This is a genomic window from Lentzea sp. NPDC003310, from assembly GCF_040610935.1.
Classification (GTDB): domain Bacteria; phylum Actinomycetota; class Actinomycetes; order Mycobacteriales; family Pseudonocardiaceae; genus Lentzea.
In genome coordinates, this window is sequence record NZ_JBEXNC010000002.1 from 524,982 (window position 1) to 550,236 (window position 25,255).

Genomic DNA, 25,255 nt, shown 5'->3' on the forward strand with positions numbered 1-25,255 from the left:
GCCGGGCGGAGGTCGTGATGGGAGCACAGGTGGCAGGCGGTCCCGCGGACGTGCCCGCGTCGAAACCGTCGCGCGCGGGTCGTGACCTGCGGGCGGCGATCCTGGTCGGCGTCGGGCTCGGCGCGGTGATCATCGCGTCGTTGCTGACGGTGAAGGAGACCTTCATCGCCATCGTCGCGGCCGCGGTGGCCGTGTCGACGTGGGAGATCGCGACCGCTTTCAAGAAGGCCGGCATCAACGTGGCCCTGTGGCCGGCGTTGATCGGCGGCCAGGCGATCCTGTGGCTGTCCTGGCCGCTGGAGCGCTCCGGCATGATGACCGCGTTCGTGGTCACTGTGCTGGTGTGCATGATCTGGCGGTTCCGGGGCGGCTCGGACGGCTACCTGCGCGACCTGAGTGCGTCCGTGTTCACCGTGGCGTACGTGCCGTTGTTCGCGGCGTTCGCGGCCATGCTCGTCGTCCCGGACGACGGCGTGGGCCGCGTGTTCGCGTTCATCATCGGTGTCGTGCTCTCGGATGTCGGCGGCTATGCGGCCGGCGTCTTCCTCGGCAAGCACCCGATGGCGCCGACGATCAGCCCGAAGAAGTCCTGGGAGGGCTTCGCCGGCTCGCTGACCGCCGGTGTGGTCGGCGGCGCGATCACGGTGACGACGCTGCTCGACGGCCAGTGGTGGCAGGGCGCGCTGTTCGGTGCCGCACTCGTCGTCACCGCCACCGCGGGCGACCTGGTCGAGTCGCTGATCAAGCGGGATCTCGGCATCAAGGACATGGGCACGTTGCTGCCCGGCCACGGCGGCCTGATGGACCGGATGGACTCGCTCCTCCCGTCCGCCGTCGCCTCCTGGCTGCTGCTGCACCTCTTCGTGCAGTAGGCCCGCTGTGACGGTTTCCGCGCGACTCGGCAACTAGTGGTCGTGAGAGACCATGAGGTACTGGCGGCGTTCGAGCGGATCTACCGCGCCGACGTCGGCGCGATCACCCGGTTCTTCTCACGCAGGTGCACGGAACCGCAGCTGGTCGCGGACCTGACCGCGGACACGTTCGTCCGCGCGATGACGTCGTTCCACACCTTCGACCCCGGCAAGGGCACGGCGACGAGCTGGCTCTACGGCATCGCCCGGCACACGTACGCGGCCCATCTCGAACGCTCCTCCCGCTCCCGCGACCTGGAGCTCAAGGCAGGCGGCCGCCGTGAGCTCGACCGCGACGAACTGGCCGAGCTCGAAGCCCGCATCGACGCCGAAAAGCCCGGCCGCGCGTTGCTGGAACACCTCGCCGAACTCCCCGCGCTGGAACGGGAAGCCGTCGAGCTCGTGCACCTCTGCGGTTTCGCCCCCAGGGAGGCGGCGGAAGCGCTCGGCGTGCCCAAGGGAGCGATGCGGACCCGGCTGTACCGCGCCATGGCACGTCTTCGCGGAGCCGTCGAGGTGGAGGCGTCATGAGCAAGTTCGAGGACAATCTGTGGCTTCAGCTGGAACGCGACCACGGCCCCGAGCTGACGAAGAACTCCCTGGCGAAACGGCGGAGCAACGCGGCCCGATGGCTCAGCGCGGCGGCCGCGGCGGTGGTGGTGATCACCGGCGCGGTGGTCGCGCCCGCCCACTTCGGCGGCACCCCACCCGCGGACTCCCTGCCCGGCGTCGAACCGGACTCCGTGACGCTGACCCTCAAGGACCTCGGAAAGTACGAGCAGGTCAACGCAATGTTGCGGGAGCAGGGGATTGCGGCGGTCATGGTCCCGCTGCGCCAGGACTGCACGGACACCGTGCCGCAGCTCGACGGAGGCCCGACCGGGACCATCCCGTGGGGTGGTGGCTCTGACATCACGAGGCTCGTCATCGTGCCCAGCCGCATCCAGCCGGGAGCCACGCTGGTGTTCGCGACGAGCCCGAACGACTTCGGATCACTGGTCAGCGGGTTCTACGCGCCCGACCGGTTGCCCACCTGCCTGCGCTTCCCCTGACCGGTGCCGACGCGCTAGTCGTCGAACGGGTCGTCCACCTCGGTGCGCGGCTCGGCCTCGATCACGCGGGACGGGTCGATCACGGAGAACGCCATCCCCGCGTGGTCCTCGACCACGGTGATGCGCCCGAACGGCGTGTCGTAGGGCTCGACCGTCACCCGGCCGCCGAGCTCCAGCACCCGGTACGCCACCGAGTCCGTGCCGATCTCCGGCGCGGCGTTGAAGTACACCATCCAGTGGGAGCGCTCTCCGTACGGGAACTCGCGTCCCATCTTCTGCCGCCCGATCACCTCGGTGCCCTCGACCGACCAGGACGCGTAGTCCAGCCGGTGCCCGTCGCCGATCTGCGTGATGTCGAAGTGGCACAGCTCGCCGAAGAACTCGTCGGCCGCCGCGCCGTCCCGCGTGTTCAGCTCGGCCCACGCGTACGAACCGTGGCCGCCCATGCCGAACCGCCAGTCCGGCGGCACGTGCCGGAACCCAACGACCGCGCCCGTCGGGTCGGCGATGACCGTGCTCTGCGTGTGGTCGGCGGCGTCCTCGGGATTGCGCAGCACCGACCCACCGAGGTGGAAAGCCTTCTCCGCCGTGGCCCGCGCGTGGGGTGTGACCAGGTACAACCGCCAGGGATCCGGATCACCCTGCGGCAGTCCGGCGACGGGGATGCCGTCCACCATCGCCACGGTGTAGCCGGCGTCGTCGGCGTAGTGCCAGCCGAAGAGGCCGGTGTAGAACTCGATCGCGCCCCTGAGGTCGTCGACGGTTCTCTCGACCCAGCACGGACTTCCGGACAGCAACGGCGCGAGCTTGGGCGTGTTGGGCGCGATCGACACTGCCGCCTCCTGCAGGGAAAGAGATGCCATCACGCTACGCCGTGATTGGACGAATTCGTACGGTCGCGGAGAAATGGAGGCCCTACAGTGGCTTCGTGAGGGGATTCGTGCGGGCGGCGTTGAACGCGGTGCGTCCGGCAGAAGTCGTGCCAAGTCCGAACATCTGGCACTGGCCCGACGTGTACGAGGTCGAGAACCGCGCGCAGGACGTCCACGGGGCGATTTGGTCGGCGATAAGCGAAGAATGTCCGTTTGACAACCAGGACGTCGTGGACGTGGGCTGCGGTGATGGTTTCCACCTGCCGCTGTTCGCGCGGACCGCGAAGTCCGTCACGGGGGTCGAGCCGCACCCGCCTTTGGTCGCCCGTGCGAAGCACCGAATTGCTTCGCTGACCAATGCACGTGTCGTTTCCGGCCCGGCACAAGGATTGCCGCTCGATGATGCTTCGGTGGATGTCGTGCACGCCCGGACGGCCTATTTCTTCGGTCCCGGATGTGAACCGGGACTGCGCGAGGCGGACCGGGTGCTGCGGCCTGGTGGTGCGTTGGTGATCGTCGACTTGGACGGGTTGGCTGATCCGTACGGGCCGTGGTTGCGGGCAGACGAGCCGCGCTACGACCCGGTTGTGGTGGAGAAGTTCTTCGCGGACAACGGGTTCTCGCTGCGGCGGGTGACGGCCGAGTGGCGGTTCGAGACGCGTGAGGACCTGGAGGCGGTGTTGCGCATCGAGTTCTCCGCGAAGGTGGCGGAGCGGGCGATCGCCTCGGTGAACGGGTTGAGCTTCCCAGTCGGCTACCGCCTGCACGTGCGGCGGAAGCCGAAGGGCTTGATCGTCTGATCGTGGTTAGGCTCAGCCCTGTGGAGAAGCGAAACGCAGGCAGGTTGAAGCGCCAGGTCGGCGTCGTCGGGCTGGGCTGCTGGCAGCTCGGCGCCGACTGGGGCGAGGTGGACGAGAGCGACGCCCTCGCGTTGCTGCACGCCGCCGCCGACACGGGTGTCGACTTCTTCGACACCGCCGACGTGTACGGCGACGGTCGCAGTGAGACGCTCGTCGGGCGGTTCCTGAAGGAGCGCAAGAACGACGGGATCTTCGTCGCCACCAAGATGGGGCGGCGGCTGCCGGCGCAGACCACCGAGGGGTACAGCCGGGAGAACTTCCTCGCGTGGAACGACCGGAGCCGCCGCAATCTCGGTGTCGACACGTTGGACCTCGTGCAGTTGCACTGTCCGCCCACCGCGGTGTTCAGCCGTGACGAGGTGTACGACACCTTGGACGAAATGGTTGAGCAGCAACGGATTGCCGCTTATGGCGTGTCTGTGGAGAAGGTCGAGGAGGCGCTGGAGGCGATCAAGCGCCCGAACGTCGCCAGCGTGCAGATCATCCTGAACGCATTCCGGCTCAAGCCCCTCGAGGAAGTGCTCCCCAAGGCGGCGGAGGCAGGGGTGGCGATCATCGCGCGCGTGCCGCTCGCTTCCGGGCTGCTGAGCGGGAAGTACGACACGGCGACCACGTTCGGTGCGGACGACCACCGCAACTACAACCGCAACGGTGAGGCCTTCGACGTCGGCGAGACGTTCTCCGGGGTGCCCTACGAGGTGGGGCTGGAGGCCGTGGAACGGCTTCGGCCGCTGGTGCCGGAAGGTGCCACGATGGCGCAGTTCGCGCTTCGGTGGATCGTGGACCAGTCCGGCGTCACGGTGGTGATTCCCGGTGCTCGCAACGTGGAGCAGGCTCGGGCCAACGCGCAGGCCGCCTCGCTCGAACCGGTGGACGGCAAGGCCGTCGCGGAGGTGTACGACGAGTTGATCCGGCCGCACGTGCACGACCGGTGGTAGGTCACTCCTCGGCGAGGATGGCGTAGAGCTTGCGCCGCAGCTCGTTGTAGAGCTCGACCGCTCGGGTCTTCTGCTCGGGCGTGCCCGCGTGGGAGATCTGCTCCATCGCGGCGCCTAGCAGGCGGACCGCGGTGCGCAGTTCGCCGTCGACCGGGTCGAGCTGGATGTCGATGTCGTGCCAGGGCGGGGCCGTGTGCTCCGTCCTGCCGCGGTCGGTCAGGTCGAACAGCTTCTTGCCTCCCTCTTCCGCCGCGGAGACGAAGCCCTCGTCGGCGAGCATCTGCAACGTCGGGTAGACCGAGCCGGGGCTCGGGCTCCACACGCCGCCGGTGCGCCGGGCGATCTCCTGGATGATCTCGTAGCCGTGCATCGGCCGTTCTGCCAGCAAGGACAGAACCGCCGCCCGGACGTTGCCGCGCCTCTGGCGGCCGCCCCTGCCGCCGCCCCCGAAGGGACCGCGGCGATGCCTGTGGTGGTGCTCTCTGTGGTGTGGTTTCATCATCATGTCGTTAACGATATATCGGAAGCTATCGCGATGCAACGGTCTTTGTGTGGCGGAGTTCGTGGGACACTGGTTGTGCTATGACCTCGCTTCCCCTTGTCTTCGACGCGCCCAAGCGCGGCCTGCCGCCGCGCCACCTGGTCGACCTCTCGCCCGCCCAACGCGCGGAAGCCGTTGCGGCACTGGGGGAGAAGCCGTTCCGGGCCAAGCAGCTGTCGAACCACTACTTCAGCCGCCTGACCGTCGACCCGGCCGAGATGACCGACATCCCGGCGGCCACGCGCGACAAGCTCGTGGCCGACCTGATGCCGCCGTTGTTCACGGTCGTGCGCAAAGTCACCACCGACGAGGGCACGACGGCGAAGACCCTGCTGCGCGCCCACGACGGCACGCTCATCGAGTCCGTGCTCATGCGCTACCCGGACCGCGCGACGCTGTGCATCTCGTCGCAGGCCGGTTGCGGCATGGCGTGCCCGTTCTGCGCGACGGGCCAGGGAGGGCTGCAGCGCAACCTGTCGACCGCGGAGATCGTGGATCAGGTGCGCCTCGGTGCCGCCGCCATGCGGGACGGCGACCTGCCCGGTGGTCCCGGCCGGCTGTCGAACATCGTCTTCATGGGCATGGGCGAGCCGCTCGCGAACTACAAGCGCATCCTCGAGGCCGTCCACCGCATCTGCGACCCCGCGCCGGACGGCCTGGGCATCTCGCAGCGCCACGTGACGGTGTCGACGGTCGGGCTGGTGCCGGCGATCAAGAAGCTCACCGAGGAGAACCTGCAGGTCAGGCTCGCGGTGTCGCTGCACACGCCGGACGACGAGCTGCGCGACACGCTCGTGCCGGTCAACACGAGGTGGAACGTCGCGGAGGTCCTCGAGGCCGCCAACGGCTACGCCGAGAAGACCGGTCGCCGGGTCTCGATCGAGTACGCGCTGATCCGCGACATCAACGACCAGGGCTGGCGTGCCGACCTGCTCGGCAAGAAGCTGCGCAAGCACCTCGGGCAGCTCGTGCACGTGAACCTCATCCCGCTGAACCCGACGCCGGGCAGCAAGTGGGACGCGTCGCCGAAGCCGGTGGAGCGGGAGTTCGTGCGCCGCGTGCGGGAGCAGGGCGTCGAGTGCACCGTGCGGGACACGCGCGGGCAGGAGATCGCCGCCGCCTGCGGTCAGCTCGCCGCCGAGGGCTGAAATCGGTCGCACGACCGCCTGCCGGTCTCTACCGTTCCTCCACGATGAAACTTCAGGGGGAACGCTGGCGCACGCTCGTCAGCACGGTGCGGCTGGGCCGCGACGAGTACCGGGTGGTGCAACCCGCCCGGCCGGTCGCGCACGCCTCCATGCACCTCGCGTTGTGCGGCGTGAGCGTCACGGTGAACAAGCCCGCGGCGCGCGAACTGGCGATGGCGTGGGCGTTCGCGATGCGGTCGCCCCGGACGCTGGTGTACCTGCCGCTGCGGCAGAGCGGCTGCGAGTGCCGGATGTACGCGGAGGATGGCGACATCCCGGTCGACCTCGTGCTGTTGCACCACAGCCTGGGCTTCGCCGCGTCACGGTGGAAGGAAGTGCGCGCGAAGCTCCGGGGCGGGCGGCCGCACACCGTCGTGTGCCGCGGGCTGCCGCGCGACGTGCCGGGTCGCAGGGAGAGTCTGCGCCGCGACTTCCGGGACGACCTCCGCTACCACTTCGCGGCGGACACGGCCTTCTTCACCGGAAGCCGCACGGCGTTCGCGCTCTCCGGCGAGAACCTGCTGGAGATGGTCGAGGACTGGCCGCGGCGAATGCACGAGAAGCAGCGGGACGGGTTCTGCACCGAGATCTACGCCAAGGGGATGGGCGACCGCGAACAGCTCCACGTCCAGTACTGCGACCGGCATCGGGTGAGCACGCGCCGATGAAGCTCGTGGGGGAGCGTTGGCGCACGCTCGTCAGCACGGTGCGGCTAGGGCGCGACGAGTACCGGGTCGTGCAACCCGCACGGCCGTTGCGCCACGCGCCGTTGTACGAGGGGTACATGGGCATCGAGGCGTGCGTCGACAAGTCGTCCGCGCTCGACATAGCCATGGCGTGGGCGTTCGCGATGCGTTCGCCTCGGACGCTGGTGTACCTGCCGTTGCGGCGCAGCGACTGCGACTGTCGCAGCACCGACGGGCCGGCGATGGACCTCGTGCTGCTGCACCGCAGCCTCGGCTTTCGCCTGTCGAAGTGGCGGGACGTGCGGGGCAAGCTCCGGGGTGGGCGGCCGCACACCGTTGTCTGCCGAGGGATGCCCGAGGAACGACCGGTGCCGCGGTGGCGTTGGGAGCCGCCGCGTGCCGAGATCGTCGAGGGCACCGTGTTCTTCGTCGGGGACCGGTCGAGGTTCGAGGCCGGCGGGGACGCGTTCCGGCAGTTGGTCGAGGACTGTCCGCGGCACATGCACGAGGCACCGGGCACGCACCGCTGCGCCGAGGTCGCTGCGAAGGACCGGCACCGCGGCTGGCTGCACGTCGTGTACTGCGACCGGCACCGGGTGAGCACGCGCCGATGAAGCTCGAGGGTTCGCGGTGGCGCACGCTCGTCAGCACGGTGCGGCTGAGGCACGACGAGTACGGCTCGCACAGCCATTGACGCACGTGCCGCTGTACGAAGGCGCTGAAGGCGTCGAGTCCTGTGTGGACAAGACCGCCGCGCGCACTCTCGCGATGGCGTGGGCGTTCGCGATGCGTTCGCCGCGCACGATCGTGTACCTGCCGCTGAGGCGAAGCGAGCACACACGGAGTGCACCCGGAGCGACGGGCCGTTCTTCGACCTGGTGCTGATGCACCACAGTCCACGATCACTGCTGTGCGGAGATCACCGAGAACCGGTGGCACCACAGGTGGTTGCACGTGCTCTACTGCGACGAACACCGCGTGCACGCCTAGGGCTTGACCTCGGTCAGGACACCGGTCGCCACGTCGAACACGAAGCCGCGCACCGAGTCCTTCACCGGCACGAACGGGTTGCCGGTGATCCGGGTGATCGACTGGCGCACGTCCTCCTCCAGGTCGCCGAACGCCTCGGCCGACCAGGCGGGCTTCACGCCCACCTCGTCCTGGATCGAGCGCTTGAAATCGTCGTCGGTGAAAGTCAGCATGCCGCAGTCGGTGTGGTGAATCAGGATGATCTCGCGGGTGCCGAGCAGGCGCTGGCTGATGGCGAGCGAGCGGATCTCGTCGTCGGTCACGACGCCGCCGGCGTTGCGGATGACGTGCGCCTCGCCCTCTTGGAGGCCCAGCACGCGGTACACGTCGATGCGGGCGTCCATGCACGCCACGACGGCCACGTGCTTGGCGGGCGGCAGGGGGAGCGGGCCCGTGAACTGGGCGGCGTAGGTGGCGTTGTTGGCGAGCAGTTCGTCCGTGACCGACATTGTGCGAGTCCTCTCACCTGGGATGTATAGGTGAGCAAACTGTCGTATGCGCATGCGTGCAACAGCGCCCGCAACGTGGGAATGGCCCCCACTCAGACATGAGCGGGGGCCGACACATCTACAGCTGCCAGTTCTGGTTCGCGGCGCCCGTGCACGTCCAGAGCCGCAGTCTGGTGCCGTCCGCGGACGAGCCGCTGGCGGCGTCCAGGCACTTGCCGGACTGCGGGTTGCGCAACGTGTTGCCCACGCGCGACCACACTTGTGCGCCCGTGTTGTTGCACGTCCAGAGGTGCACCACCGTGCCGTCAGCGGTGCCAGAACCGTTGACGTCCATGCACTTCCCGAGTGCGCGCAGTGTGTCGCCGACGCGGGACCACTGCTGGGCGGCCGTGCCGTTGCAGCCCCACAGCTGGATGACGGTGCCATCGGCGGTGCCGGAGTTGCTGACGTCGACGCACTTCCCGCCGATGCCCAGGATCGTGCCGGAGCCCGAGGACGTCAGGAACTGGCTGCGCGCCACGTTCCAGTGCGTCGCCAGGTACGAGCCGGCGGCCGGGTTGGTGTGGAAGTAGTCGTTGCCGCCGCAGTCGATCTGGTTCTCCGGGGCGCCGGGGCAGACCTTCACCAAGCCGCCGGGCGGGTTCGGGATGCCGCCGTCGTCGTAGCACATGATGTCCTCGTCGTCCCAGCAGTGGCCGAACGCCGTGGAGTTCGGCGCGGACCGCTGCACGGCGCCCAGCGTGTGCAGCAGTTCGTGGGCACTGGCCTGCCAGGTCCAGCAGCCGGTGCCGACGGCGGCGTAGGACGGGCCGGAGTTGTAGCCGTTGTCGGCGCCGGGACGGTCGTCGCCCGGCGCGCCCCAGGCCACGCCGCAGCCGCCGGAGTCGTGCCAGAACAGGTACTTGCGGTCCGTGCGGTTGTAGCCGCGTGCGGCCAGTTGATCGGCGACGGCCGAGGGGGAGGACATCGCCGACTGCGGGACGACAACGTTGTCCACCTTTGCGCGGCAGTCGGGTTGCGTCACGAAGCGCACGTGCCGGACGCCGCCGCCCAGGCGTGAGGCCGCCTCGACGAACGTGGTGTCGATCTGGTCGGCGAACGTCTGGAACTGGCCCACGAGCTGTGCGTACCGGTCGGGTGACTGGTCGCCGCGCACGTACACGGCCTGGACGCGCTTGCCGCTCACGCCGTCGCCGTCGCACACGACGGACTGCGCGGACAGGGCGGGCGAGGGCTGCCGGAACTCGTCCGGCAGGTCGTCCACGATCGGGCTGAACAGGGTCAAAGCCGCTAACAACACGCCGAAAGACATGAGCTGACCGCCTTTGAACGCGATGACAGGGAAGCGGTCCAGACCACCTCGAACGGTAGCGAACCTGGCACGCACTGTCAGCGGACAGAACAGGACAGGAAACCGGCCACAACGGGCGTGCGGCTACCATGCCGCGACGTGGGGGATGAAACAAGGCTGGTCGCGGGCAGATACGCGATGCTCAGAGAGCTCGGCCGGGGCGGCATGGGGGTCGTCTGGCTCGCCGAGGACAGGGTGATCGGACGGCAGGTCGCGCTCAAGGAGCTGCGCACCACCGAGTCCGAGCGGGTGCTCCGCGAAGCACGCACGGCGGGGCGTCTGAACAGCCCGAACGTCGTCGGCATCTACGACGTGATCGTCGAGCACGGCGCCACGTACCTGGTCATGGAGCTCGTCGAGGCGCCCACGCTCTCCGAGGTCATGACCCGCAGGCAGCTCACCGCGGACGAGGTCGCGGACATCGGTCTGCAGACCCTCAACGCGCTGGAGGCGGCGCACGCGGCGGGGATCGTGCACCGCGACGTCAAGCCCAGCAACATCATGGTGCTGCCGGACGGACGCGTGAAGCTCGCCGACTTCGGCATCGCCCGCGCGATGGACGACCCCGGACTGACGGCGACCGGCGGCATCATGGGCTCGCCCGGTTACATGGCGCCGGAGCTGTTCGCGGGCAAGCAGCCGTCGCCGGCGAGCGACCTGTGGGCGTTGGGCGCCACCATGTTCCACGCCGTCGAGGGCCGTTCGCCGTTCCAGCGCGACACGACCGCGGCCACCATGCACGCGATCATGTACGAGGAGCCGGTCCTGCAGCGCACGCGCGGACCGCTCGCCGACACGATCATGGCGTTGCTCATCCAGGACGACGGCCGCCGGCTCACGGCGGCCCAGCTGCGGCAACGGCTGCAGGGTGCCTCGGTCGAGCCGCTGACGCCGTCCGAGCAGACCGTCGTGATCGAACCGGTCACGAGCTACGTCGCGCCGAACTCGCTGACGCACGCGGACTGGGACGACAAACCCAAGTCCCGCAGGAAGATCGGCATCTTCGCCGGTGCCGCGGCACTGCTCGTCGTGATCGCGCTCACCGCGGTGTTCCTGCTGAAACCCGATGCGCAGCAAGGAGTTGCGGTCGCCCAGCAGAACGTGGGTGCGACGACGACCACCACGGCCGGGTCGTCGAGCGCGCCGGCGAGCAGCAGTTCCGCCGCGCCGAGCAGCAGCCAGGTGTCGTCCAGCCAGGCCACGTCGTCGAGCGCGCCGAAGTCGAGTCAGCAGGCCCCGCCGCCGCAGCAGACCACGCAGCCGAAGCCGCCGCGGCAGACGCTCGCGATCACGCGCTACATCAAGCAGGGCACGCCGTTCCACTACAGCGGCGTGCCGGGCAAGGGTCCGCCCGCGGGCTTCACCGCCGAGCAGACCGGCGGCCTCGGCAGGCTGCTCGCGAACCCGGAGCCGGGCACCAAGATGCTGATCGCGTGCCGGGTGAAGGGCTCCGGCGACCACATGACGTCGCCGTGGGCGGACTGCGAGGGCCAGGAGAAGCTCTGGGACCTCGGCTACGTCTTCAACGACAAGCCCGCGGACGTGCCCGCGATGCAGCTCTACCGGTGCATCTTCGAGGGTGCCCACTTCGACTCGCTCGACCCGAAGTGCGAGGGGCAGCGGACCGAGTGGTCGTACGGCTGGGTCGTCACCGGCTAGTCGCGGGCTCCAGGCCGACCGGTTCGGAGCTGTCGAACGTCTCGCGCGCCGCTGCCACGGTCTCGTAGTTCTTCTGCGCCCACAGTCGCAGCGAGGCCAGTGGCTCGGTGACGCTGTGCCCGAGTTCGGTCAGTTCGTACTCGACGCGCAACGGCACCGAGGGGTAGACCGTGCGCGTGACGAGCCCATCGCGCTCGAGTGTGCGCAACGTCTGCGTGAGCATCTTCTGGCTGATGCCCTCCAAACGGCGCTTAAGCTCACCGAACCGCTTGGGCCCGTCCTCCAGGTCGCCGACGACCAACGCCGTCCACTTCGACGCGACCATGTCCAGCAGGTCGCGGCACGGGCACATCTTGAGGTAAACGTCCCTGATCACGCCATGGTTTCTACCAGGTACCTAGTGCACAAGATAGTGCCTAATTGCGGAAAGTGACCTGCTCTCTCAAGCTGGTACACATGCGAGCGATCATCCAGAACGAGTTCGGCGGCCCCATCACCCTCACCGACGTCCCGAAGCCCACGCCCCTGCCGACGGAGGTGCTGGTCCGGGTGCACGCGGCCGGCGTCAACCCCGTCGACTGGAAGACGCGCACGGGCAGTGGCATGGCCGGGCTGCAGAGCTTCCCGTTCATCAACGGCTGGGACGTCTCCGGCGTGGTCGAGGAGGTCGGCTTCGGCGTCACGACCCTCAAGGCCGGCGACGAGGTCTACGGCATGCCGTGGTTCCCGCGCGCCGCGAGCGCCTACGCCGAGTACGTCACGGCCCCGTCCCGCCACTTCGCGAAGAAGCCGCAGAGCCTCACCCACGTCGAGGCCGCCGCGCTGCCGCTGGCCGCGCTCACCGCGCACCAGATCCTCATCGACACCGCTGACCTGCAGAAGGGGCAGAAGGTGCTGATCTCCGCGGCGGCCGGTGGCGTCGGCCACCTCGCGGTGCAGATCGCGAAGGCGCACGGCGCGTACGTCATCGGTACGGCGCGTGAGGCCAAGCACGCGTTCCTCAAGGACCTCGGCGCCGACGAGGTGGTCGACTACACGAAGGGCGACTACGAGGGCACCGACATCGACGTCTACGTCGACCTGGTCGGTGGTGCCTCACCGGCTCCGGTGCGGCCCGGTGGGCTGTTCGTCGGCGTGCCGTCCGGAGTGGACCGGCAGGTGCGCGACGACATCAGGACCAGCCCGATCCTGGTCGAACCCGAGCGCGCGGGCCTGGAGGCCATCGCGGCGCTGGTGGAGTCGGGCGAGCTCAGGGTGCACGTCGACGCGACGTTCCCGCTGGCCGACGCCGGAAAAGCGCATGCCCTGGGCGAGACGGGTCGCACCCAGGGCAAGATCGTGCTCGAAGTCGCCTAGCGGCGCCACGGCTTCTTGCGGCGCGCGGCGTCCCACAGCAGCAGCGCGATGATCGAGACACCGGAAGCCACCAGCCAGATGTTCTCGGTCTGGCCGTGGTGGTTGCCGATCAGCATCAGGAAGCAGAAGATCGCGGAGAGCCAGCCGGCGATGCGCGTGCCCTTGGGCAGCTGACCGTGCCAGCCCCACTCGTGCGACGGCTCCTCGTGCGGGTCGACGGCAGGACGCTTGTCCAGTTCCGAGGACGTGGCCACGGTTTCCTCCACTGCTCATCCGGATTACGAGGTCATCGTCGCACATGTGAGTGAGCACGGATGTGTGAGGTCGCGCGCGCACGACTTACGAGCCAGGTCGTGCGGCGTCTACGCTCAGCGCGGCCCACCCGTCCGAGCTTCGAAGGCGCCGCAGACTTGACCGGCTTCTCCCCCGCCGAGGGCTCCACCCCGGACACGTTCGCCCCCGTCGAGATCGGTCTCCACGGGGTGCGCAAGAGCTTCTCCGACCAGGTGGCGGTCGACGGCGTCTCGCTCGACGTCCACGAGGGCGAGTTCTTCTCGGTGCTCGGCCCGTCGGGCTGCGGCAAGACCACCGTCCTGCGCATGATCGCCGGGTTCGTCGACCCCGACGAGGGCCGCATCGAGCTCGACGGCAACGACATGGTGGGGGTCCCTCCGTACCGCAGGGACGTCAACACCGTGTTCCAGTCGTACGCGTTGTTCCCGCACATGACCGTGTGGGACAACGTCGCGTACGGCCTCAAGCGCAAGAAGGTGCGTGGCGACGAGCTGAAGAAGCGCGTCGGCGAGCACCTCGAACTGGTGCGGCTCTCGCAGTTCGCCAAGCGCAGGCCCGCGCAGCTCTCCGGTGGTCAGCAGCAGCGCGTGGCCATCGCCCGTGCGCTCGCGGCCGGTCCGCAGCTGCTCCTGCTCGACGAACCGCTCGGCGCGCTCGACGCCAAGCTCCGCAAGGAGCTGCAGATCGAGCTGATGCGCATCCAGCGCGAGGTCGGCACCACGTTCCTCTACGTCACGCACGACCAGGAGGAGGCGCTCGTCCTCTCGCACCGCATCGCGGTGATGAACGCCGGCAAGATCGAGCAGGTCGGCTACCCCGAGGACGTCTACGAGCGGCCCGCGACGCGGTTCGTCGCCGGCTTCATCGGCACGTCGAACATCCTCGACGCCGAGGTGTCCGGTGTGGACGGTAGGCTGGTCTCGCTGACCGCTCCCGGTGCCACGAACCTGCGCGCCAAGTTCTCCGGCAGCGTCGCTCACGGCAAGAAGGTCGCCGCGACCGTGCGGCCCGAGAAGGTGCATTTGTTCAACGAGTCCGCTGAGCCGCCCACGGGCTGGTGCGTGCTCACGGGCGTGGTGCAGGACGTCGTCTACACGGGCGTGTCCACCCAGTTCGTCGTCGACACCCCTGGTGGCGTGCTGTCCGCGTTTGTGCAGAACGCCCAGCGCATCGACGACGCGGGCGCGCCCGGCCAGTCCGTGCGGCTGGCCTGGGACCCGGAGTTCACCGTGCTGCTGGAGTCGGAGGATGGCTGAGCACGTCCGGATCGCCCGGCTGTGGGACGTCGACAGCCCGCGGGTGACGCGGCGCACGATGCTGGGCTCGATGGCGTTCTTCGCCCTGGCCGCCTGCGCGGTTGGCCCGGCACCCACGGACTCCGGTGGCGCGAGCGCGGCGAAGGCAGCGAACCTGACCGACGAGCCCAAGCTCAACTTCTACAACTGGACCGACTACATCGCGCCGGAGACGTTGCCCGGCTTCACGTCCGTGACCGGCATCGAGGTCACCTACGACAACTTCTCGACCAACGACGAGATGGAAGCCAAGATCGCGTCCGGCCAGGCGGGCTACGACCTGGTCGTGCCGAGCGACAACTTCCTGCGCCGGTTCCTGCGCTCGGGCCTGCTGCAGCCGCTCGACCACGACGCGATCCCGAACCTGCGCAACCTGGAACAGCGGTTCGTCGAGGCCGAGTACGACCCCGGCAACCGGTTCTCCGTGCCGTGGGCCTGGGGCACGACGGGTCTCGCCTACTCGAAGTCGCAGATCGGCGGCGACGTCACCGGGTTCGACGCCTTCGACCTTCCGAACGCGCTGGGCCGCAGCTCGATCCTCGACGAGGCCCGCGACGGCATGGCGATCGGCCTGCTCAAGCTGGGCCACGACCCGAACACCACGGACCCGAAGCAGATCGACGACGCGGCGAACTTCCTGCTGTCGTTGAAGAAGAAGCTCGGCCAGATCACCTCCGACGTGATCGAACCGCTGACCTCGGGCCAGGTGCGGCTCGCGCAGGCGTACTCGGGCGACGCGTTCCAGGCGAGCGACACCAACGACGACATCGGGTACGCCATCCCGGCCGAGGGCGGACTGTCCTACGTGGACCTGCTCGTCATCCCGAAGGACGCGCCGCACGCCGCCAACGCGCACCGGTTCATCGACTTCGTCCTCGGTGCGGAGGCGGGCGCGGCGCTGTCCAACGCCGTCCGGTACGGCAGCCCCAACGCCGCCGCGAAGCCGTTGATCGACAAGGAGCTGCTGAACGACCCGGTGGTCTACCCGCCGGACGACCAGCTCGCGAAGCTCCCGTTCACCAAGGACCTCGGCGGCGACGCCGAAGCGCTATACGCGGACGCCTGGACGAAGGTCAAGACCGGCTGACGGGGAACGACCTCATCCCCCTGATCACCACCGCGTCGCGGTACACGACGTCCCCGGCCTGCCTCAGCTCCGGCATCCGGCGGGCCAGCGCGCGGAACGCGACGGCGCCTTCCATCCGCGCGAGCGTCGCGCCCAGGCAGTAGTGGATGCCGCTGGAGAACGCGAGGTGCTCCGGCTTGTGCACGCGCATCACGTCGAACTTGTGCGGCTCGGGGTAGACCCCGGGGTCGCGGTTCGCGGCGGCGATCATCAGCATGACCATCTCGTCCCGGCCGATCCCGTCGGCATCCTCGTGCGCGATCCGGCTGGTCATCTGCACCGGCGGCGCCCACCGCAGCGTCTCCTCGACGACCGCGGGCGCGAGCTCCGGGTTGGCCTGGAAGAGCTTCCACTGCGACGGGTGGTCGAGCAGCGCGCGGGTGCCGTTGCCGATCAGGTTCACGGTCGTCTCGAAGCCCGCGACCAGCAGCAGCACCAGCGTGCCGAGCATCTCCTGCGCGGTCAGCCGCTGCTCGGCCTCGGCGGCGACCAGCGAGCTGATCACGTCGTCTCCCGGGGTGCGGCGGCGTTGGTCGATGAGGCGGTCGAACAGCGCGAGCACCTTGTCGTTCGCGTTGGCCATCTCCGCCGTGACACCGGTGTCGAACGAGGCCGCGACGAGCGCGCCGTAGTCCGCGAACTCGGCGGTGTCGGCGTCCGGGATGCCGAGCAGGTCGCTGATCACCGAGATCGGCAGGGGCGCCGCGAAGTCCGCGATCAGGTCGAACTCGTCTTTGTCCAACAAAGAGTCCGCGACCTTCTCCACGCGCGTCCGGTACTCGTCGATCTTCTTCGGGCTGAACGCCGGCGTGGCGATCCGGCGCAGCCTGGTGTGGTCCGGCGGGTCCGTCTCCAGGAACGACTCGGGCAGCAGCCCGGCGTTGCCCGGATAGCTGCCGTCGGTGTACCTGACGCCGAACCGGCGGTCGCGCAGGATCTTGTTGGCCAGCGGGTGACTCGTGGTCACCCACATGCCGTTGTCACGCGTCAGCGGGCCGTGCGCGCGTAGCCGTTCATAGATCGGATGCGGGTCTTCATGTCCTCTGAGCTGCTCCAGCACTTGCTACCCCCTCGAACACCGTGGTGAGCACGAACCGGGGAGCGTCCAACGGCGCGAGACGGCCGTAGTTGATCGCTTCCCAGGCGTTGAAGAGCCCGGCGTAGAGGGTGTGCAGGATCCACCACGCGGGCAGGTCGCGGCGCAGCCTGGTGCCCTGCAGCCGGGTGATCAGGTCGAGCACGGGGCGGTCCATCGCCTCGATGCGGGTCCGCAGCTCCGCGTCGCGTTCGAGGCCGGGGAAGCGGAGCAGGAACTCCACCCGCGGGCCGAGCGCGACCAGGCGCGTGATCAGGTCCTCGATCGCGTCGTCGCGGTCGAAGTCGACCTGGCAGGCCACCGAGTCGATCAGGTCGAGCGCGTCGTTCGCGACCGCGCGGACCAGGTCGGCGCGGGTCGGGAAGCGCTTGTGGAGTGTGGTCCTGCCGACACCCGCCGCCTTCGCGACGTCGCCCAGGGACGCGGTCGGGTCCTTGAGCAGCACCGACGTGGCCGTCTGGAGCAGGTGAACACTCATGTTCACAACGGTACACGGATGTTCACCTCCTAGGATGTGCGCTCGTGCTCCGACGCTGGCTGAAGGCCAACGCCCTGCTCGCCCCGACCGGGGTCTGGCTGGGGTTCTTCCTGATCGCACCGCTCGTCGTGGTCGTCGAGTTCAGCTTCGCGACCCGCCACACCGGTGTCGCCCGCGCCGTGCTGCCGTGGACCTTCCAGGCGTACCGGACGGCGCTGGACCCGGCGTTCCTGCCGATCTTCGGGCGGACGCTGCTGTACGCCGGCGCGACGACGCTCGCGTGCCTGCTGCTCGGGTTCCCGCTGGCGTGGTTCATCGCGCGGTACGGCGGCCGTTACCGGACGGCGTTGCTCGCGGCGGTGCTGATCCCGTTCTGGTCGAGCTACCTCGCGCGGATCTACGCGTGGAAGGCGTTGCTGGACGGCGAGGGCCTCGTGAACACCGTGCTCGGGTGGGTCGGTTTGGACCGTGACGGTGGTTTCCTGCTCACACACGGAGCGGTGGTCCTCGGGCTGACGTACGGCTTCTTGCCGTTCATGGTGTTGCCGCTCTACGTGGCGTGCGAACGGTTCGACGTGCGGTTGATGGAGGCGTCATACGACCTCGGGCACGGCCGGGTGTCGACGTTCTTCCGCGTGGTGCTGCCAGGGGTGACGAGCGGTGTGCTGGCCGGGTCGTTGCTGGTGCTGGTGCCCGCGGCCGGTGACTTCGTGACGCCGAAGCTGCTCGGGGGCGTGGACCAGTCGACGTTCGGGTCGGTGATCGACGACCAGTTCCGCGGGGGCAACAACTGGCCGCTGGGGTCGGCGATGGCGGTGCTGCTGCTCGTGCTGGTGGTGTTCGTGCTGGTGCTGCGCGGACGGCGTGGGGAGGACGTGCTGTGAACCGTCGTCCGTGGGTGCTCGGCGCTGTTGTGGCGCTGGTGTTCTTGTTCTTGTACGCACCGATCGCGTGGCTCGCCATCGCGTCGTTCAACTCCTCGCGGTCGTTGTCGCGCATCAGCGGTTTCTCGTTGCAGTGGTACGCGGAGCTTGCGGACGACACGCGCGTGTTCGCTTCTCTGCAGCTGACGTTGCAACTGGCGTTGGCGTCGGCGGCGATCTCGACGGTCATCGGGACGTTGGCCGCCTTCGGGCTGAGGCGCGCGTTTCCCGGCCGTGGGCTGTGGACCGTCCTGCTGTCGTTGCCGCTCGTTGTGCCCGAGGTCGTCATGGGTGTGGCGATGCTGGGGTTCTTCGTGAAGCTGGCCGGCGTGCCGCTGGGGTTCGGGGCGCTGCTGTTCGCGCACGTGGCGTTCTCGCTGAGCTTCGTCGTCGTGGTGGTGCGGTCGCGGGTGTCCGGGATGGACGCCCGGATGGAGGAGGCCGCGGCCGATCTCGGGGCGTCGCCGTTCGTGGCGTTCCGGACCGTGACGCTGCCGCTGGTGGCGCCCGCGGTGGTGGCGGGCGCGGCGTTCGCGTTCCTGCTGTCGTTCGACGACGTGGTGATCTCGTCGTACCTGACCGGTGTCGGGTCGACGACGCTGCCGGTGTTCGTCTACGCGCAGGCGTCGAAGCGCGGGATCTCGCCGGAGATCGTGGCGCTGTCGACGTTGATGGTGACGGCGACGGCACTGCTGCTGATCCTCGGTGTGGTGATCGCGTCGTGGCGGGCGCGCCGGGCGGGATCAACCGCGAAGCTGGCCGGGTAGTCAACTTTCGTCGCTGGTTTCCGATACTCCAGCGTGCCGCGCGGAGACGGGACGTCTCGTAGCTTGGGCAGCGTGATTACTGCTGTGCGGACCAGGGCTGAGGCGGCCGCCGCCGACACCCTGGCCCGGTTCCGGGCGCTGACGCCGGTGCGGCTCGTGGGCGACCTGCTCGTCATGGTCGCCGCGATCCTGCTGGACCTGTGGCCGGGGCCGTGGGGCGAGGTGAAGGCGTCCGGCTGGACGCTCGTCGCCTACGTCGCCGCCTACGTGGTGCTGATGCCGTTGCGGCACGTGTTCCCGGCGGTGGTGCTGGTCGGGGCCGCGGCGATCCCGTTCGGCGGGCCCGCGCTGATGGTGCTGGTGAGCTACACGGCCGGTCGCCGGATCGAGTCGTGGGTCAAGGCCGTCGTGACGATGGCGTTCACGTTCGTCGTCGTGGTGCTGCTGTGGGACTGGGACCAGCGGCCGCTCGACATCGAGCCCGTCTACGGGATGCTCATCCTGGTCACGATCTTCGGCGTCGGCGTGGCGCTGCCGTTCCTGGTCGGGCGGTACCTGGCGCAGCGCGAGGCGCTGGTGCGGGCCATGCAGGACCGCGAGGAGCGGATGCGAGGCGAGCACAAGCTGTTGTCGCGGCAGGTCCGGCTGCGCGAACGCAGCCGCATCGCCCAGGACATGCACGACAGCCTCGGCCACCGGCTGTCGCTGATCTCCGTGCACGCCGGAGCGCTGGCACTGGACCCGACGCTGGGGGAGAAGCAGCGCGAGGCCATCGGTGTGCTGCGCACGGCGGCGTTGACCGGCATGGGCGAGTTGCGCGCCATCATCGGCGTGCTGCGCGCAGAGGACGGCCCCGACGACGATCCCGCCACGCGCACAGCGGAGTCCATCGACTCGTTGGTGAGCGACGCGCGCAAGGCCGGTGTTCTGGTCAGTCTCGTGCGAGGCGGCCAATCGCACCCGTTGCCGTCCCGTGTCTCTCACGCGGCCTATCGCGTCGCACAGGAGGGCCTCACCAACGCCGCGAAGCACGCACCGGGCGCGGCTGTGCAGGTGACCGTGAAGTACGAACCGGACGCCCTGGTCGTCGAGGTGCGCAACAACCCGTGCCGCAACGGTTCGCCGGAAGGCGCACCGGGCGTCGGCCTGATCGGTCTCACCGAACGGGTGCGCGTGGCGGGCGGCATCCTGCACGTGGGCGCGTTGCCCTCGGGAGGCTTCCGCATCGCCGCCGTGCTGCCGTACGAGGAGACCCCGCTCCCGGACGAGCCCGAGGACGAGGACGAGCCCGAGTCGCCGCGCGGCATCCGCAAGTGGGCGGGCGTCGGCTCGATCGCGGGCGCGTCCCTCGTGCTGACCGTGATCATCGGCGGCTTCACCTACCTCGGCGCGCAACCCGTGACCGAGGTCGTGTCGCAGGAGAACCTCGACCGGATCCAGGTGGGCCAGTCCGAGTCCGACGTGCTCGCGCTGCTCCCGTCCGGCGACGAACCCCTGGTGGCCGACGGCGAACGCCGGTCCCAGGCCTCACCCGAGCCCGAAGGCGCGCGCTGCGTCTACCACATCACCGACGAGCAGTCGTACCTCGCGAAGGGCACCAGGGTGGTGCGTTTCTGCTTCCGGGACGGCAAGCTGGTCGAGAAGAAGATCCACGTGCAGAGGACAGGTTCATGATCCGGGTGCTCATCGCCGACGACGAGCCGTTGATGCGTGCGGGCATCAAGGCCATCCTCGGCACCGCCGACGACATCGAGCTCGTGGCGGAGGCCGGCGACGGCCGCGAGGCGGTGCAGATCGTGCGCGAACGCCGGGTCGACGTGGCGGTGCTCGACATCCGCATGCCGCGCATGGACGGCCTCGCGTGCGCCAAGGAGCTTCGTGTGGTCGCGCCGTCCGTGCGGGTCGTCATGCTGACGACGTTCGGTGAGGACGACAACATCGTGCGCGCGCTCTCGGACGGTGCGGCGGGATTCCTGCTGAAGGACTCCGCGCCCGAGGAACTGCTACGGGCCGTGCGCGCGGTGCACAACGGTGAGGCGTATCTGTCGCCGATGGTGACGTCTCGCGTCGTGGGGATGGTGGCGACGTCCGGGCAGCCGAAGCGGCAGGAGGCGCAGAAGGCCGTCGAGGGGCTGACCGACCGCGAGGTGGAGGTGCTCGCGCTGCTCGGGCAGGGGATGTCGAACGCCGATGTGGGCGCGAAGCTGCACATGTCGGAGGCGACGGTGAAGACGTACGTGTCGCGGCTGCTCGCGAAGCTGGGGCTGACGAACCGGGTGCAGGCGGCTCTACTGGCGCGGGACGCGGGCATCGCGAACTGAAAACGAAGAACGGCCGTCCGGGTGTCACCCGGACGGCCGTCAACATCTCGCGCGGCTAAGCGTGGGTTCGCCGACCGGTCACCAGGCGGTAGATGCCCAGCAGGATCAACGATCCGAGGATGGCCAGCAGCCACGTCCGGAGATCGAAGAACGAGCCGAGGTCGGTCGCGAAGACGGCGGATCCGATGAAACCGCCCAGGATCGCGCCAACGATGCCGATCAGCATCGTGATGATGATTCCACCCGGGTCTTTGCCCGGCATGATCGCCTTGGCGATTGCTCCGGCCAGGAGGCCGAGCACGATCCATCCGAGGATGCCCACGGAGAGTCTCCTTCCAACGACTTGACGACGCAGGAATGCCCTCGATCTGGCGACTTCACACCTCCAAAACCACTCCGTTATCAAAGTAACGGGCTGTGCCGAGGCTCTCAGGCACTCTCCGGAACAATGAGGGGCGATGAGTACTCCACGCACTGTCCTGATCCTGGGGTCGACCGGCTCGGTGGGCACCCAGGCGCTCGACGTCATCCGGCGGAACCGCGACCGCTTCCAGGTGGTCGGGCTCGGCGCCGGCGGACGTCAGCTCGACCTGCTGGCAGAGCAGGCCGCCGAGTTCGGCGTGACCACCGTCGCCGTGGCCAACGGGGCCGAGGTGCCCGGCGTCAGGACGCTGACCAGCATGGTCGACCTGATCGAGGCGTGTCCGGCGGACGTCGTCCTCAACGGCATGGACGGGTCCAGGGGACTGGAGCCGTCGCTCAAGGCGCTCGAGACCGGGGCGACGCTGGCGCTCGCTAACAAGGAGTCGCTCATCGCGGGCGGGCCGCTCGTGCTGGGGGCGGCGAAGCCCGGTCAGATCGTGTCGGTCGACTCCGAGCACTCGGCGCTCGCGCAGTGTCTGCGCGGCGGCACCGAGAACGAAGTGCACAAACTGGTCATCACGGCATCAGGTGGCCCATTCAGGGGCAAAGTTCGCGAAGACCTCGAATCGGTCACCGTGCAGGAGGCGATGGCGCACCCGACCTGGTCCATGGGGCAGGTCGTCACCATCAACTCGGCCAACCTGGTCAACAAGGGCCTCGAGGTGATCGAGGCGCACCTGTTGTTCGGGGTCCCGTACGACCGCATCGACGTCGTGGTGCACCCTCAGTCCATCATTCACTCGATGGTCACCTTCACGGACGGCTCGACGCTCGCGCAGGCGTCGCCTCCGGACATGCGCCTGCCGATCTCGCTCGGCCTCAGCTGGCCCGAGCGCGTACCCGGCGCCGCGCCCGCCTGTACCTTTGACACCGCCACCTCGTGGACGTTCGAGCCGCTCGACAGCGTCACGTTCCCGGCGGTCGAGCTCGCGCGGCAGGCGGGCACCGCGGGCGGATGCCTTCCTGCGATCTACAACGCCGTGAACGAGGAGGCGCTCGCCTCCTTCGTCGCCGGCCACACGTCGTTCCTGTCGATCGTGGACACCATCGGCCAGGTTCTCGGCGAGGCGAACCAATGGCAGAACGACCCCGCGGACGTCGCGGAGGTCCTGGCCGCCGAGGACTGGGCACGCGCACGTGCCCGCGAGCTGGTTGGAAGGAACTGAACTTCTCGTGAACACATTCATCAACATCCTCGGGGTGCTGTTGTTCGCGTTCGGCATCGCGGTCTCGATCGCGCTGCACGAGTTCGGGCACCTGCTGACCGCGAAGGCCTTCGGCATGAAGGTCACCCGCTACTTCATCGGCTTCGGCCCGAAGCTCTTCTCGTTCCGCAAGGGCGAGACCGAGTACGGCCTGAAGGCGATCCCGGCCGGCGGTTTCTGCGAGATCACCGGCATGACCGCGCTCGAGGACGTGCACCCGGACGACCGCAAGCGCGCCTTCTACAACCAGAAGGTGTGGAAGCGCGTCGTCGTGCTCGCCGCGGGCTCGATCACGCACTTCATCGTCGGCTTCATCATCCTGTTGTTCCTCGCGATGTCGCTCGGCCTGCCGAACAACAAGGACCTGCCGGTCCTCGCCGAGATCACCCCGTGCGTGCAGGACCACACCGTCGGCCTCACCGCGCCGTGCCAGCCCGGCGCCCCGGCCCCGGCCAAGGACGCGGGCCTGCAGCCCGGCGACGAGGTCACGGCCATCGCGGGCAAGCCGATCTCGACGTGGTCCGAGATGCTCAAGATCACCCGTGACCTGAGCGGCCCGACCGAGTTCAAGGTCAAGCGCGGCGGCGAGGAGCTCGCGCTCACGGTGAACGTGCCGCAGGTCACCCGCGAGGTGCTCGACGGCAAGGGCGGCCGCGAGGTCAAGGAGGTCGGCGCCATCGGCGTCACCTGGCAGCAGAACTTCGAGTACAGCCCGCTCGCCGCGGTCCCGGCGTCCATCGCGTTCACCGGCGACATGTTCGTGAACACCTGGAAGGGCCTCATGCGCTTCCCGGAGCGCATCCCGGCCGTCGTGAAGGCCATCGGCGGCGGAGAGCGAGACCTGGACACGCCCATCTCGGTGGTGGGTGCGTCACGGCTGGGTGGTGACGCGGCCGAACGCGGCCTGTGGGCGTTCTTCATCCTTATGCTGGCGGGCCTGAACTTCTTCGTCGGTGTGTTCAACCTCCTGCCCCTGCTACCGCTTGACGGTGGTCACATCGCCGTCAACCTCTACGAACGGGTGCGAGACTGGTTGAGGAAGCTGCGCGGCAAGCCCGCCGGCGCCCCGGTCAACTACATGCGCCTGTTGCCGCTCACCTACGTGGTCATCTTCATCGGCGGCGCCATCACGCTGCTGACCGTGACCGCAGACATCGTCAACCCGATCAGGTTGCAATAGTGATCCACGGAAAGGTGCACAACCCATGAGTGACGGCGTGATGCTCGGAATGCCGGCACTGCCGCCGCCGGTGCTGTCGGAGCGACGCAAGACCAGGCAGCTGATGGTCGGCAACGTCGGTGTCGGCAGCGAGTTCCCCGTCTCCGTCCAGTCGATGACGACGACGCTCACGTCGGACGTCAACGCGACGTTGCAGCAGATCGCGGAGCTCACCGCGTCCGGCTGCGACATCGTCCGGGTCGCCTGCCCCTCGCAGGACGACGCGGACGCGCTGCCGGCGATCGCCAAGAAGTCCCAGATCCCGGTGATCGCCGACATCCACTTCCAGCCGAAGTACGTCTTCGCCGCCATCGAGGCCGGTTGTGCCGCTGTCCGGGTCAACCCGGGCAACATCCGCAAGTTCGACGACCAGGTGAAGGAGATCGCGGCCGCCGCCAAGGACCACGGCACCCCGATCCGGATCGGCGTCAACGCCGGTTCGCTCGACCCGCGCCTGCTCGCCAAGTACGGCAAGGCCACGCCCGAGGCGCTGGCCGAGTCGGCGATGTGGGAGGCCTCGCTCTTCGCGGAGCACGACTTCCACGACATCAAGATCTCCGTCAAGCACAACGACCCCGTGGTCATGGTGCGCGCGTACGAGCTGCTGGCCGAGCAGTGCGACTACCCGCTGCACCTGGGCGTCACGGAGGCCGGCCCCGCCTTCCAGGGCACCATCAAGTCGGCCGTCGCGTTCGGCGCGCTGCTGCGCCAGGGCATCGGCGACACCATCCGGGTGTCGCTGTCCGCCCCGCCGGTCGAGGAGATCAAGGTCGGCCACCAGATCCTCCAGTCGCTCAACCTGCGCCCGCGCAAGCTGGAGATCGTCTCCTGCCCGTCGTGCGGCCGCGCCCAGGTCGACGTGTACACGCTCGCCGAGCAGGTCACGGCCGGTCTGGAGGGCATGGAGGTGCCGCTGCGCGTCGCCGTCATGGGCTGCGTCGTGAACGGCCCCGGCGAGGCCCGCGAGGCCGACCTGGGTGTCGCGTCCGGCAACGGCAAGGGCCAGATCTTCGTCAAGGGCAAGGTCATCAAGACCGTGCCCGAGCACGCGATCGTGGAGACCCTCATCGAGGAGGCCATGCGCCTCGCCGAGGAGATGGAACCGGTCGAGGGCGAGTCCCCGGCCGTCACGGTCGGCTAGTCATCACACCGCGTGAGGGGTCTGTCTCGAAACGAGACGGGCCCCTCACTGCGTGTCCAGGCACAGAGCACTGTTG

At 68.8% G+C, this 25,255-nt stretch carries 27 protein-coding genes and 1 pseudogene; 19 read left to right on the top strand and 9 right to left on the bottom strand.

Going from position 1 to position 25,255, the window contains the following annotated elements:
* Window positions 1-17: 17 nt before the first annotated feature.
* Genes ABZX02_RS05065 through ABZX02_RS05075 form a run of 3 tightly spaced genes read left to right on the top strand, consistent with a single transcriptional unit; the run spans window position 18 to window position 1,963 of the window.
* On the top strand, window positions 18-872 hold the full coding sequence (locus ABZX02_RS05065; RefSeq protein WP_355294922.1) for a phosphatidate cytidylyltransferase: 855 nt from the start codon (window positions 18-20) through the stop codon (window positions 870-872).
* Between the two features lie 42 nt (window positions 873-914).
* Window positions 915-1,442: an RNA polymerase sigma factor gene (locus ABZX02_RS05070; protein WP_355294924.1), complete on the top strand. Its 528-nt coding sequence runs from the start codon at window positions 915-917 to the stop codon at window positions 1,440-1,442.
* On the top strand, window positions 1,439-1,963 hold the full coding sequence (locus tag ABZX02_RS05075) for a hypothetical protein (RefSeq protein WP_355294925.1): 525 nt from the start codon (window positions 1,439-1,441) through the stop codon (window positions 1,961-1,963). The genes ABZX02_RS05070 and ABZX02_RS05075 overlap by 4 nt, the downstream gene beginning before the upstream one ends.
* A 14-nt stretch (window positions 1,964-1,977) precedes the next feature.
* Here ABZX02_RS05075 and ABZX02_RS05080 read toward each other — a convergent pair whose 3' ends face one another.
* The gene (locus ABZX02_RS05080) at window positions 1,978-2,796 is read right to left on the bottom strand and encodes a VOC family protein (RefSeq protein ID WP_355294927.1); all 819 of its coding nucleotides are present in this window, start codon (window positions 2,794-2,796) and stop codon (window positions 1,978-1,980) included.
* 95 nt (window positions 2,797-2,891) lie between these two features.
* On the opposite strand from ABZX02_RS05080, the pseudogene ABZX02_RS05085 reads away from it, so the two are divergent.
* Window positions 2,892-3,632 (top strand): annotated as a pseudogene (locus tag ABZX02_RS05085) (class I SAM-dependent methyltransferase); the annotation flags it as partial.
* Window positions 3,633-3,655: 23 nt separating this feature from the next.
* Complete coding sequence (locus ABZX02_RS05090) at window positions 3,656-4,633, top strand: aldo/keto reductase (RefSeq protein ID WP_355294929.1); 978 nt, start codon at window positions 3,656-3,658, stop codon at window positions 4,631-4,633.
* Between the two features lies 1 nt (window position 4,634).
* Here ABZX02_RS05090 and ABZX02_RS05095 read toward each other — a convergent pair whose 3' ends face one another.
* On the bottom strand, window positions 4,635-5,021 hold the full coding sequence (locus ABZX02_RS05095) for a PadR family transcriptional regulator (protein WP_355294931.1): 387 nt from the start codon (window positions 5,019-5,021) through the stop codon (window positions 4,635-4,637).
* A 194-nt stretch (window positions 5,022-5,215) separates the two neighbouring features.
* On the opposite strand from ABZX02_RS05095, the gene rlmN reads away from it, so the two are divergent.
* The 3 genes from rlmN to ABZX02_RS05110 are packed head-to-tail and all read left to right on the top strand — an operon-like array spanning window position 5,216 to window position 7,661.
* Window positions 5,216-6,322, top strand: a complete 1,107-nt coding sequence (gene rlmN, locus ABZX02_RS05100; protein ID WP_355294933.1) for a 23S rRNA (adenine(2503)-C(2))-methyltransferase RlmN — start codon at window positions 5,216-5,218, stop codon at window positions 6,320-6,322.
* 44 nt (window positions 6,323-6,366) lie between these two features.
* On the top strand, window positions 6,367-7,029 hold the full coding sequence (locus tag ABZX02_RS05105) for a hypothetical protein (RefSeq protein ID WP_355294935.1): 663 nt from the start codon (window positions 6,367-6,369) through the stop codon (window positions 7,027-7,029).
* Window positions 7,026-7,661, top strand: coding sequence for a hypothetical protein (locus tag ABZX02_RS05110; RefSeq protein WP_355294937.1), 636 nt, complete (start codon window positions 7,026-7,028; stop codon window positions 7,659-7,661). The genes ABZX02_RS05105 and ABZX02_RS05110 overlap by 4 nt, the downstream gene beginning before the upstream one ends.
* Before the next feature lie 372 nt (window positions 7,662-8,033).
* On the opposite strand, the gene ABZX02_RS05115 is transcribed toward ABZX02_RS05110, so the two are convergent.
* Together ABZX02_RS05115 and ABZX02_RS05120 are read right to left on the bottom strand one after the other, a co-directional pair.
* Entirely contained in the window at window positions 8,034-8,525 is a 492-nt protein-coding gene (locus tag ABZX02_RS05115) for a carbonic anhydrase (protein ID WP_355294939.1), read from the bottom strand.
* Between the two features lie 118 nt (window positions 8,526-8,643).
* Window positions 8,644-9,810 (bottom strand): ricin-type beta-trefoil lectin domain protein, encoded by a 1,167-nt coding sequence (locus ABZX02_RS05120; RefSeq protein WP_355294940.1) that lies wholly within the window; start codon window positions 9,808-9,810, stop codon window positions 8,644-8,646.
* A gap of 204 nt (window positions 9,811-10,014) precedes the next feature.
* Between ABZX02_RS05120 and ABZX02_RS05125 the strand changes: the two genes are divergently transcribed.
* Window positions 10,015-11,535 (top strand): serine/threonine-protein kinase, encoded by a 1,521-nt coding sequence (locus tag ABZX02_RS05125; RefSeq protein ID WP_355295018.1) that lies wholly within the window; start codon window positions 10,015-10,017, stop codon window positions 11,533-11,535.
* On the opposite strand, the gene ABZX02_RS05130 is transcribed toward ABZX02_RS05125, so the two are convergent.
* Window positions 11,525-11,887: a helix-turn-helix domain-containing protein gene (locus ABZX02_RS05130; protein ID WP_355295020.1), complete on the bottom strand. Its 363-nt coding sequence runs from the start codon at window positions 11,885-11,887 to the stop codon at window positions 11,525-11,527. The two genes, ABZX02_RS05125 and ABZX02_RS05130, sit on opposite strands and share 11 nt — an antisense overlap.
* 104 nt (window positions 11,888-11,991) lie before the next feature.
* Here ABZX02_RS05130 and ABZX02_RS05135 point away from each other — a divergent pair, with 104 nt between their 5' ends.
* Window positions 11,992-12,891: an NADP-dependent oxidoreductase gene (locus ABZX02_RS05135; RefSeq protein ID WP_355294942.1), complete on the top strand. Its 900-nt coding sequence runs from the start codon at window positions 11,992-11,994 to the stop codon at window positions 12,889-12,891.
* Here the strand turns inward: ABZX02_RS05135 and ABZX02_RS05140 are convergent.
* Window positions 12,888-13,145, bottom strand: coding sequence for a DUF2631 domain-containing protein (locus ABZX02_RS05140; RefSeq protein ID WP_355294944.1), 258 nt, complete (start codon window positions 13,143-13,145; stop codon window positions 12,888-12,890). The two genes, ABZX02_RS05135 and ABZX02_RS05140, sit on opposite strands and share 4 nt — an antisense overlap.
* 156 nt (window positions 13,146-13,301) lie before the next feature.
* Between ABZX02_RS05140 and ABZX02_RS05145 the strand changes: the two genes are divergently transcribed.
* Together ABZX02_RS05145 and ABZX02_RS05150 are read left to right on the top strand one after the other, a co-directional pair.
* Complete coding sequence (locus ABZX02_RS05145) at window positions 13,302-14,441, top strand: ABC transporter ATP-binding protein (protein ID WP_355294946.1); 1,140 nt, start codon at window positions 13,302-13,304, stop codon at window positions 14,439-14,441.
* Window positions 14,434-15,567, top strand: a complete 1,134-nt coding sequence (locus tag ABZX02_RS05150) for a spermidine/putrescine ABC transporter substrate-binding protein (RefSeq protein WP_355294948.1) — start codon at window positions 14,434-14,436, stop codon at window positions 15,565-15,567. Before ABZX02_RS05145 ends, ABZX02_RS05150 begins: the two co-directional genes overlap by 8 nt.
* Here the strand turns inward: ABZX02_RS05150 and ABZX02_RS05155 are convergent.
* Both ABZX02_RS05155 and ABZX02_RS05160 read right to left on the bottom strand, forming a co-directional pair.
* On the bottom strand, window positions 15,554-16,666 hold the full coding sequence (locus tag ABZX02_RS05155) for a cytochrome P450 (RefSeq protein WP_355294950.1): 1,113 nt from the start codon (window positions 16,664-16,666) through the stop codon (window positions 15,554-15,556). The two genes, ABZX02_RS05150 and ABZX02_RS05155, sit on opposite strands and share 14 nt — an antisense overlap.
* Window positions 16,641-17,180: a TetR/AcrR family transcriptional regulator gene (locus ABZX02_RS05160; RefSeq protein WP_355294952.1), complete on the bottom strand. Its 540-nt coding sequence runs from the start codon at window positions 17,178-17,180 to the stop codon at window positions 16,641-16,643. Before ABZX02_RS05160 ends, ABZX02_RS05155 begins: the two co-directional genes overlap by 26 nt.
* 44 nt (window positions 17,181-17,224) lie before the next feature.
* Between ABZX02_RS05160 and ABZX02_RS05165 the strand changes: the two genes are divergently transcribed.
* The 4 genes from ABZX02_RS05165 to ABZX02_RS05180 all read left to right on the top strand — a co-directional run bounded on the left by ABZX02_RS05165 (window position 17,225) and on the right by ABZX02_RS05180 (window position 21,191).
* Complete coding sequence (locus tag ABZX02_RS05165) at window positions 17,225-18,064, top strand: ABC transporter permease (RefSeq protein WP_355294954.1); 840 nt, start codon at window positions 17,225-17,227, stop codon at window positions 18,062-18,064.
* A complete protein-coding gene (locus ABZX02_RS05170; RefSeq protein WP_355294956.1) occupies window positions 18,061-18,870 on the top strand; it encodes an ABC transporter permease in 810 nt (269 codons plus the stop codon). Before ABZX02_RS05165 ends, ABZX02_RS05170 begins: the two co-directional genes overlap by 4 nt.
* 72 nt (window positions 18,871-18,942) lie before the next feature.
* Window positions 18,943-20,544 (top strand): histidine kinase, encoded by a 1,602-nt coding sequence (locus ABZX02_RS05175; RefSeq protein WP_355294958.1) that lies wholly within the window; start codon window positions 18,943-18,945, stop codon window positions 20,542-20,544.
* Window positions 20,541-21,191: a response regulator transcription factor gene (locus tag ABZX02_RS05180; RefSeq protein ID WP_355294959.1), complete on the top strand. Its 651-nt coding sequence runs from the start codon at window positions 20,541-20,543 to the stop codon at window positions 21,189-21,191. Before ABZX02_RS05175 ends, ABZX02_RS05180 begins: the two co-directional genes overlap by 4 nt.
* A 55-nt stretch (window positions 21,192-21,246) precedes the next feature.
* On the opposite strand, the gene ABZX02_RS05185 is transcribed toward ABZX02_RS05180, so the two are convergent.
* On the bottom strand, window positions 21,247-21,513 hold the full coding sequence (locus ABZX02_RS05185) for a GlsB/YeaQ/YmgE family stress response membrane protein (protein WP_355294961.1): 267 nt from the start codon (window positions 21,511-21,513) through the stop codon (window positions 21,247-21,249).
* A 136-nt stretch (window positions 21,514-21,649) separates the two neighbouring features.
* On the opposite strand from ABZX02_RS05185, the gene dxr reads away from it, so the two are divergent.
* The 3 genes from dxr to ispG are packed head-to-tail and all read left to right on the top strand — an operon-like array spanning window position 21,650 to window position 25,179.
* Complete coding sequence (dxr, locus tag ABZX02_RS05190; RefSeq protein ID WP_355294963.1) at window positions 21,650-22,780, top strand: 1-deoxy-D-xylulose-5-phosphate reductoisomerase; 1,131 nt, start codon at window positions 21,650-21,652, stop codon at window positions 22,778-22,780.
* Window positions 22,781-22,787: 7 nt separating this feature from the next.
* The gene (locus ABZX02_RS05195) at window positions 22,788-23,999 is read left to right on the top strand and encodes a site-2 protease family protein (protein WP_355294965.1); all 1,212 of its coding nucleotides are present in this window, start codon (window positions 22,788-22,790) and stop codon (window positions 23,997-23,999) included.
* 49 nt (window positions 24,000-24,048) lie between these two features.
* The gene (gene ispG, locus ABZX02_RS05200; protein WP_355295022.1) at window positions 24,049-25,179 is read left to right on the top strand and encodes a flavodoxin-dependent (E)-4-hydroxy-3-methylbut-2-enyl-diphosphate synthase; all 1,131 of its coding nucleotides are present in this window, start codon (window positions 24,049-24,051) and stop codon (window positions 25,177-25,179) included.
* The last annotated feature ends 76 nt before the right edge of the window (window positions 25,180-25,255 follow it).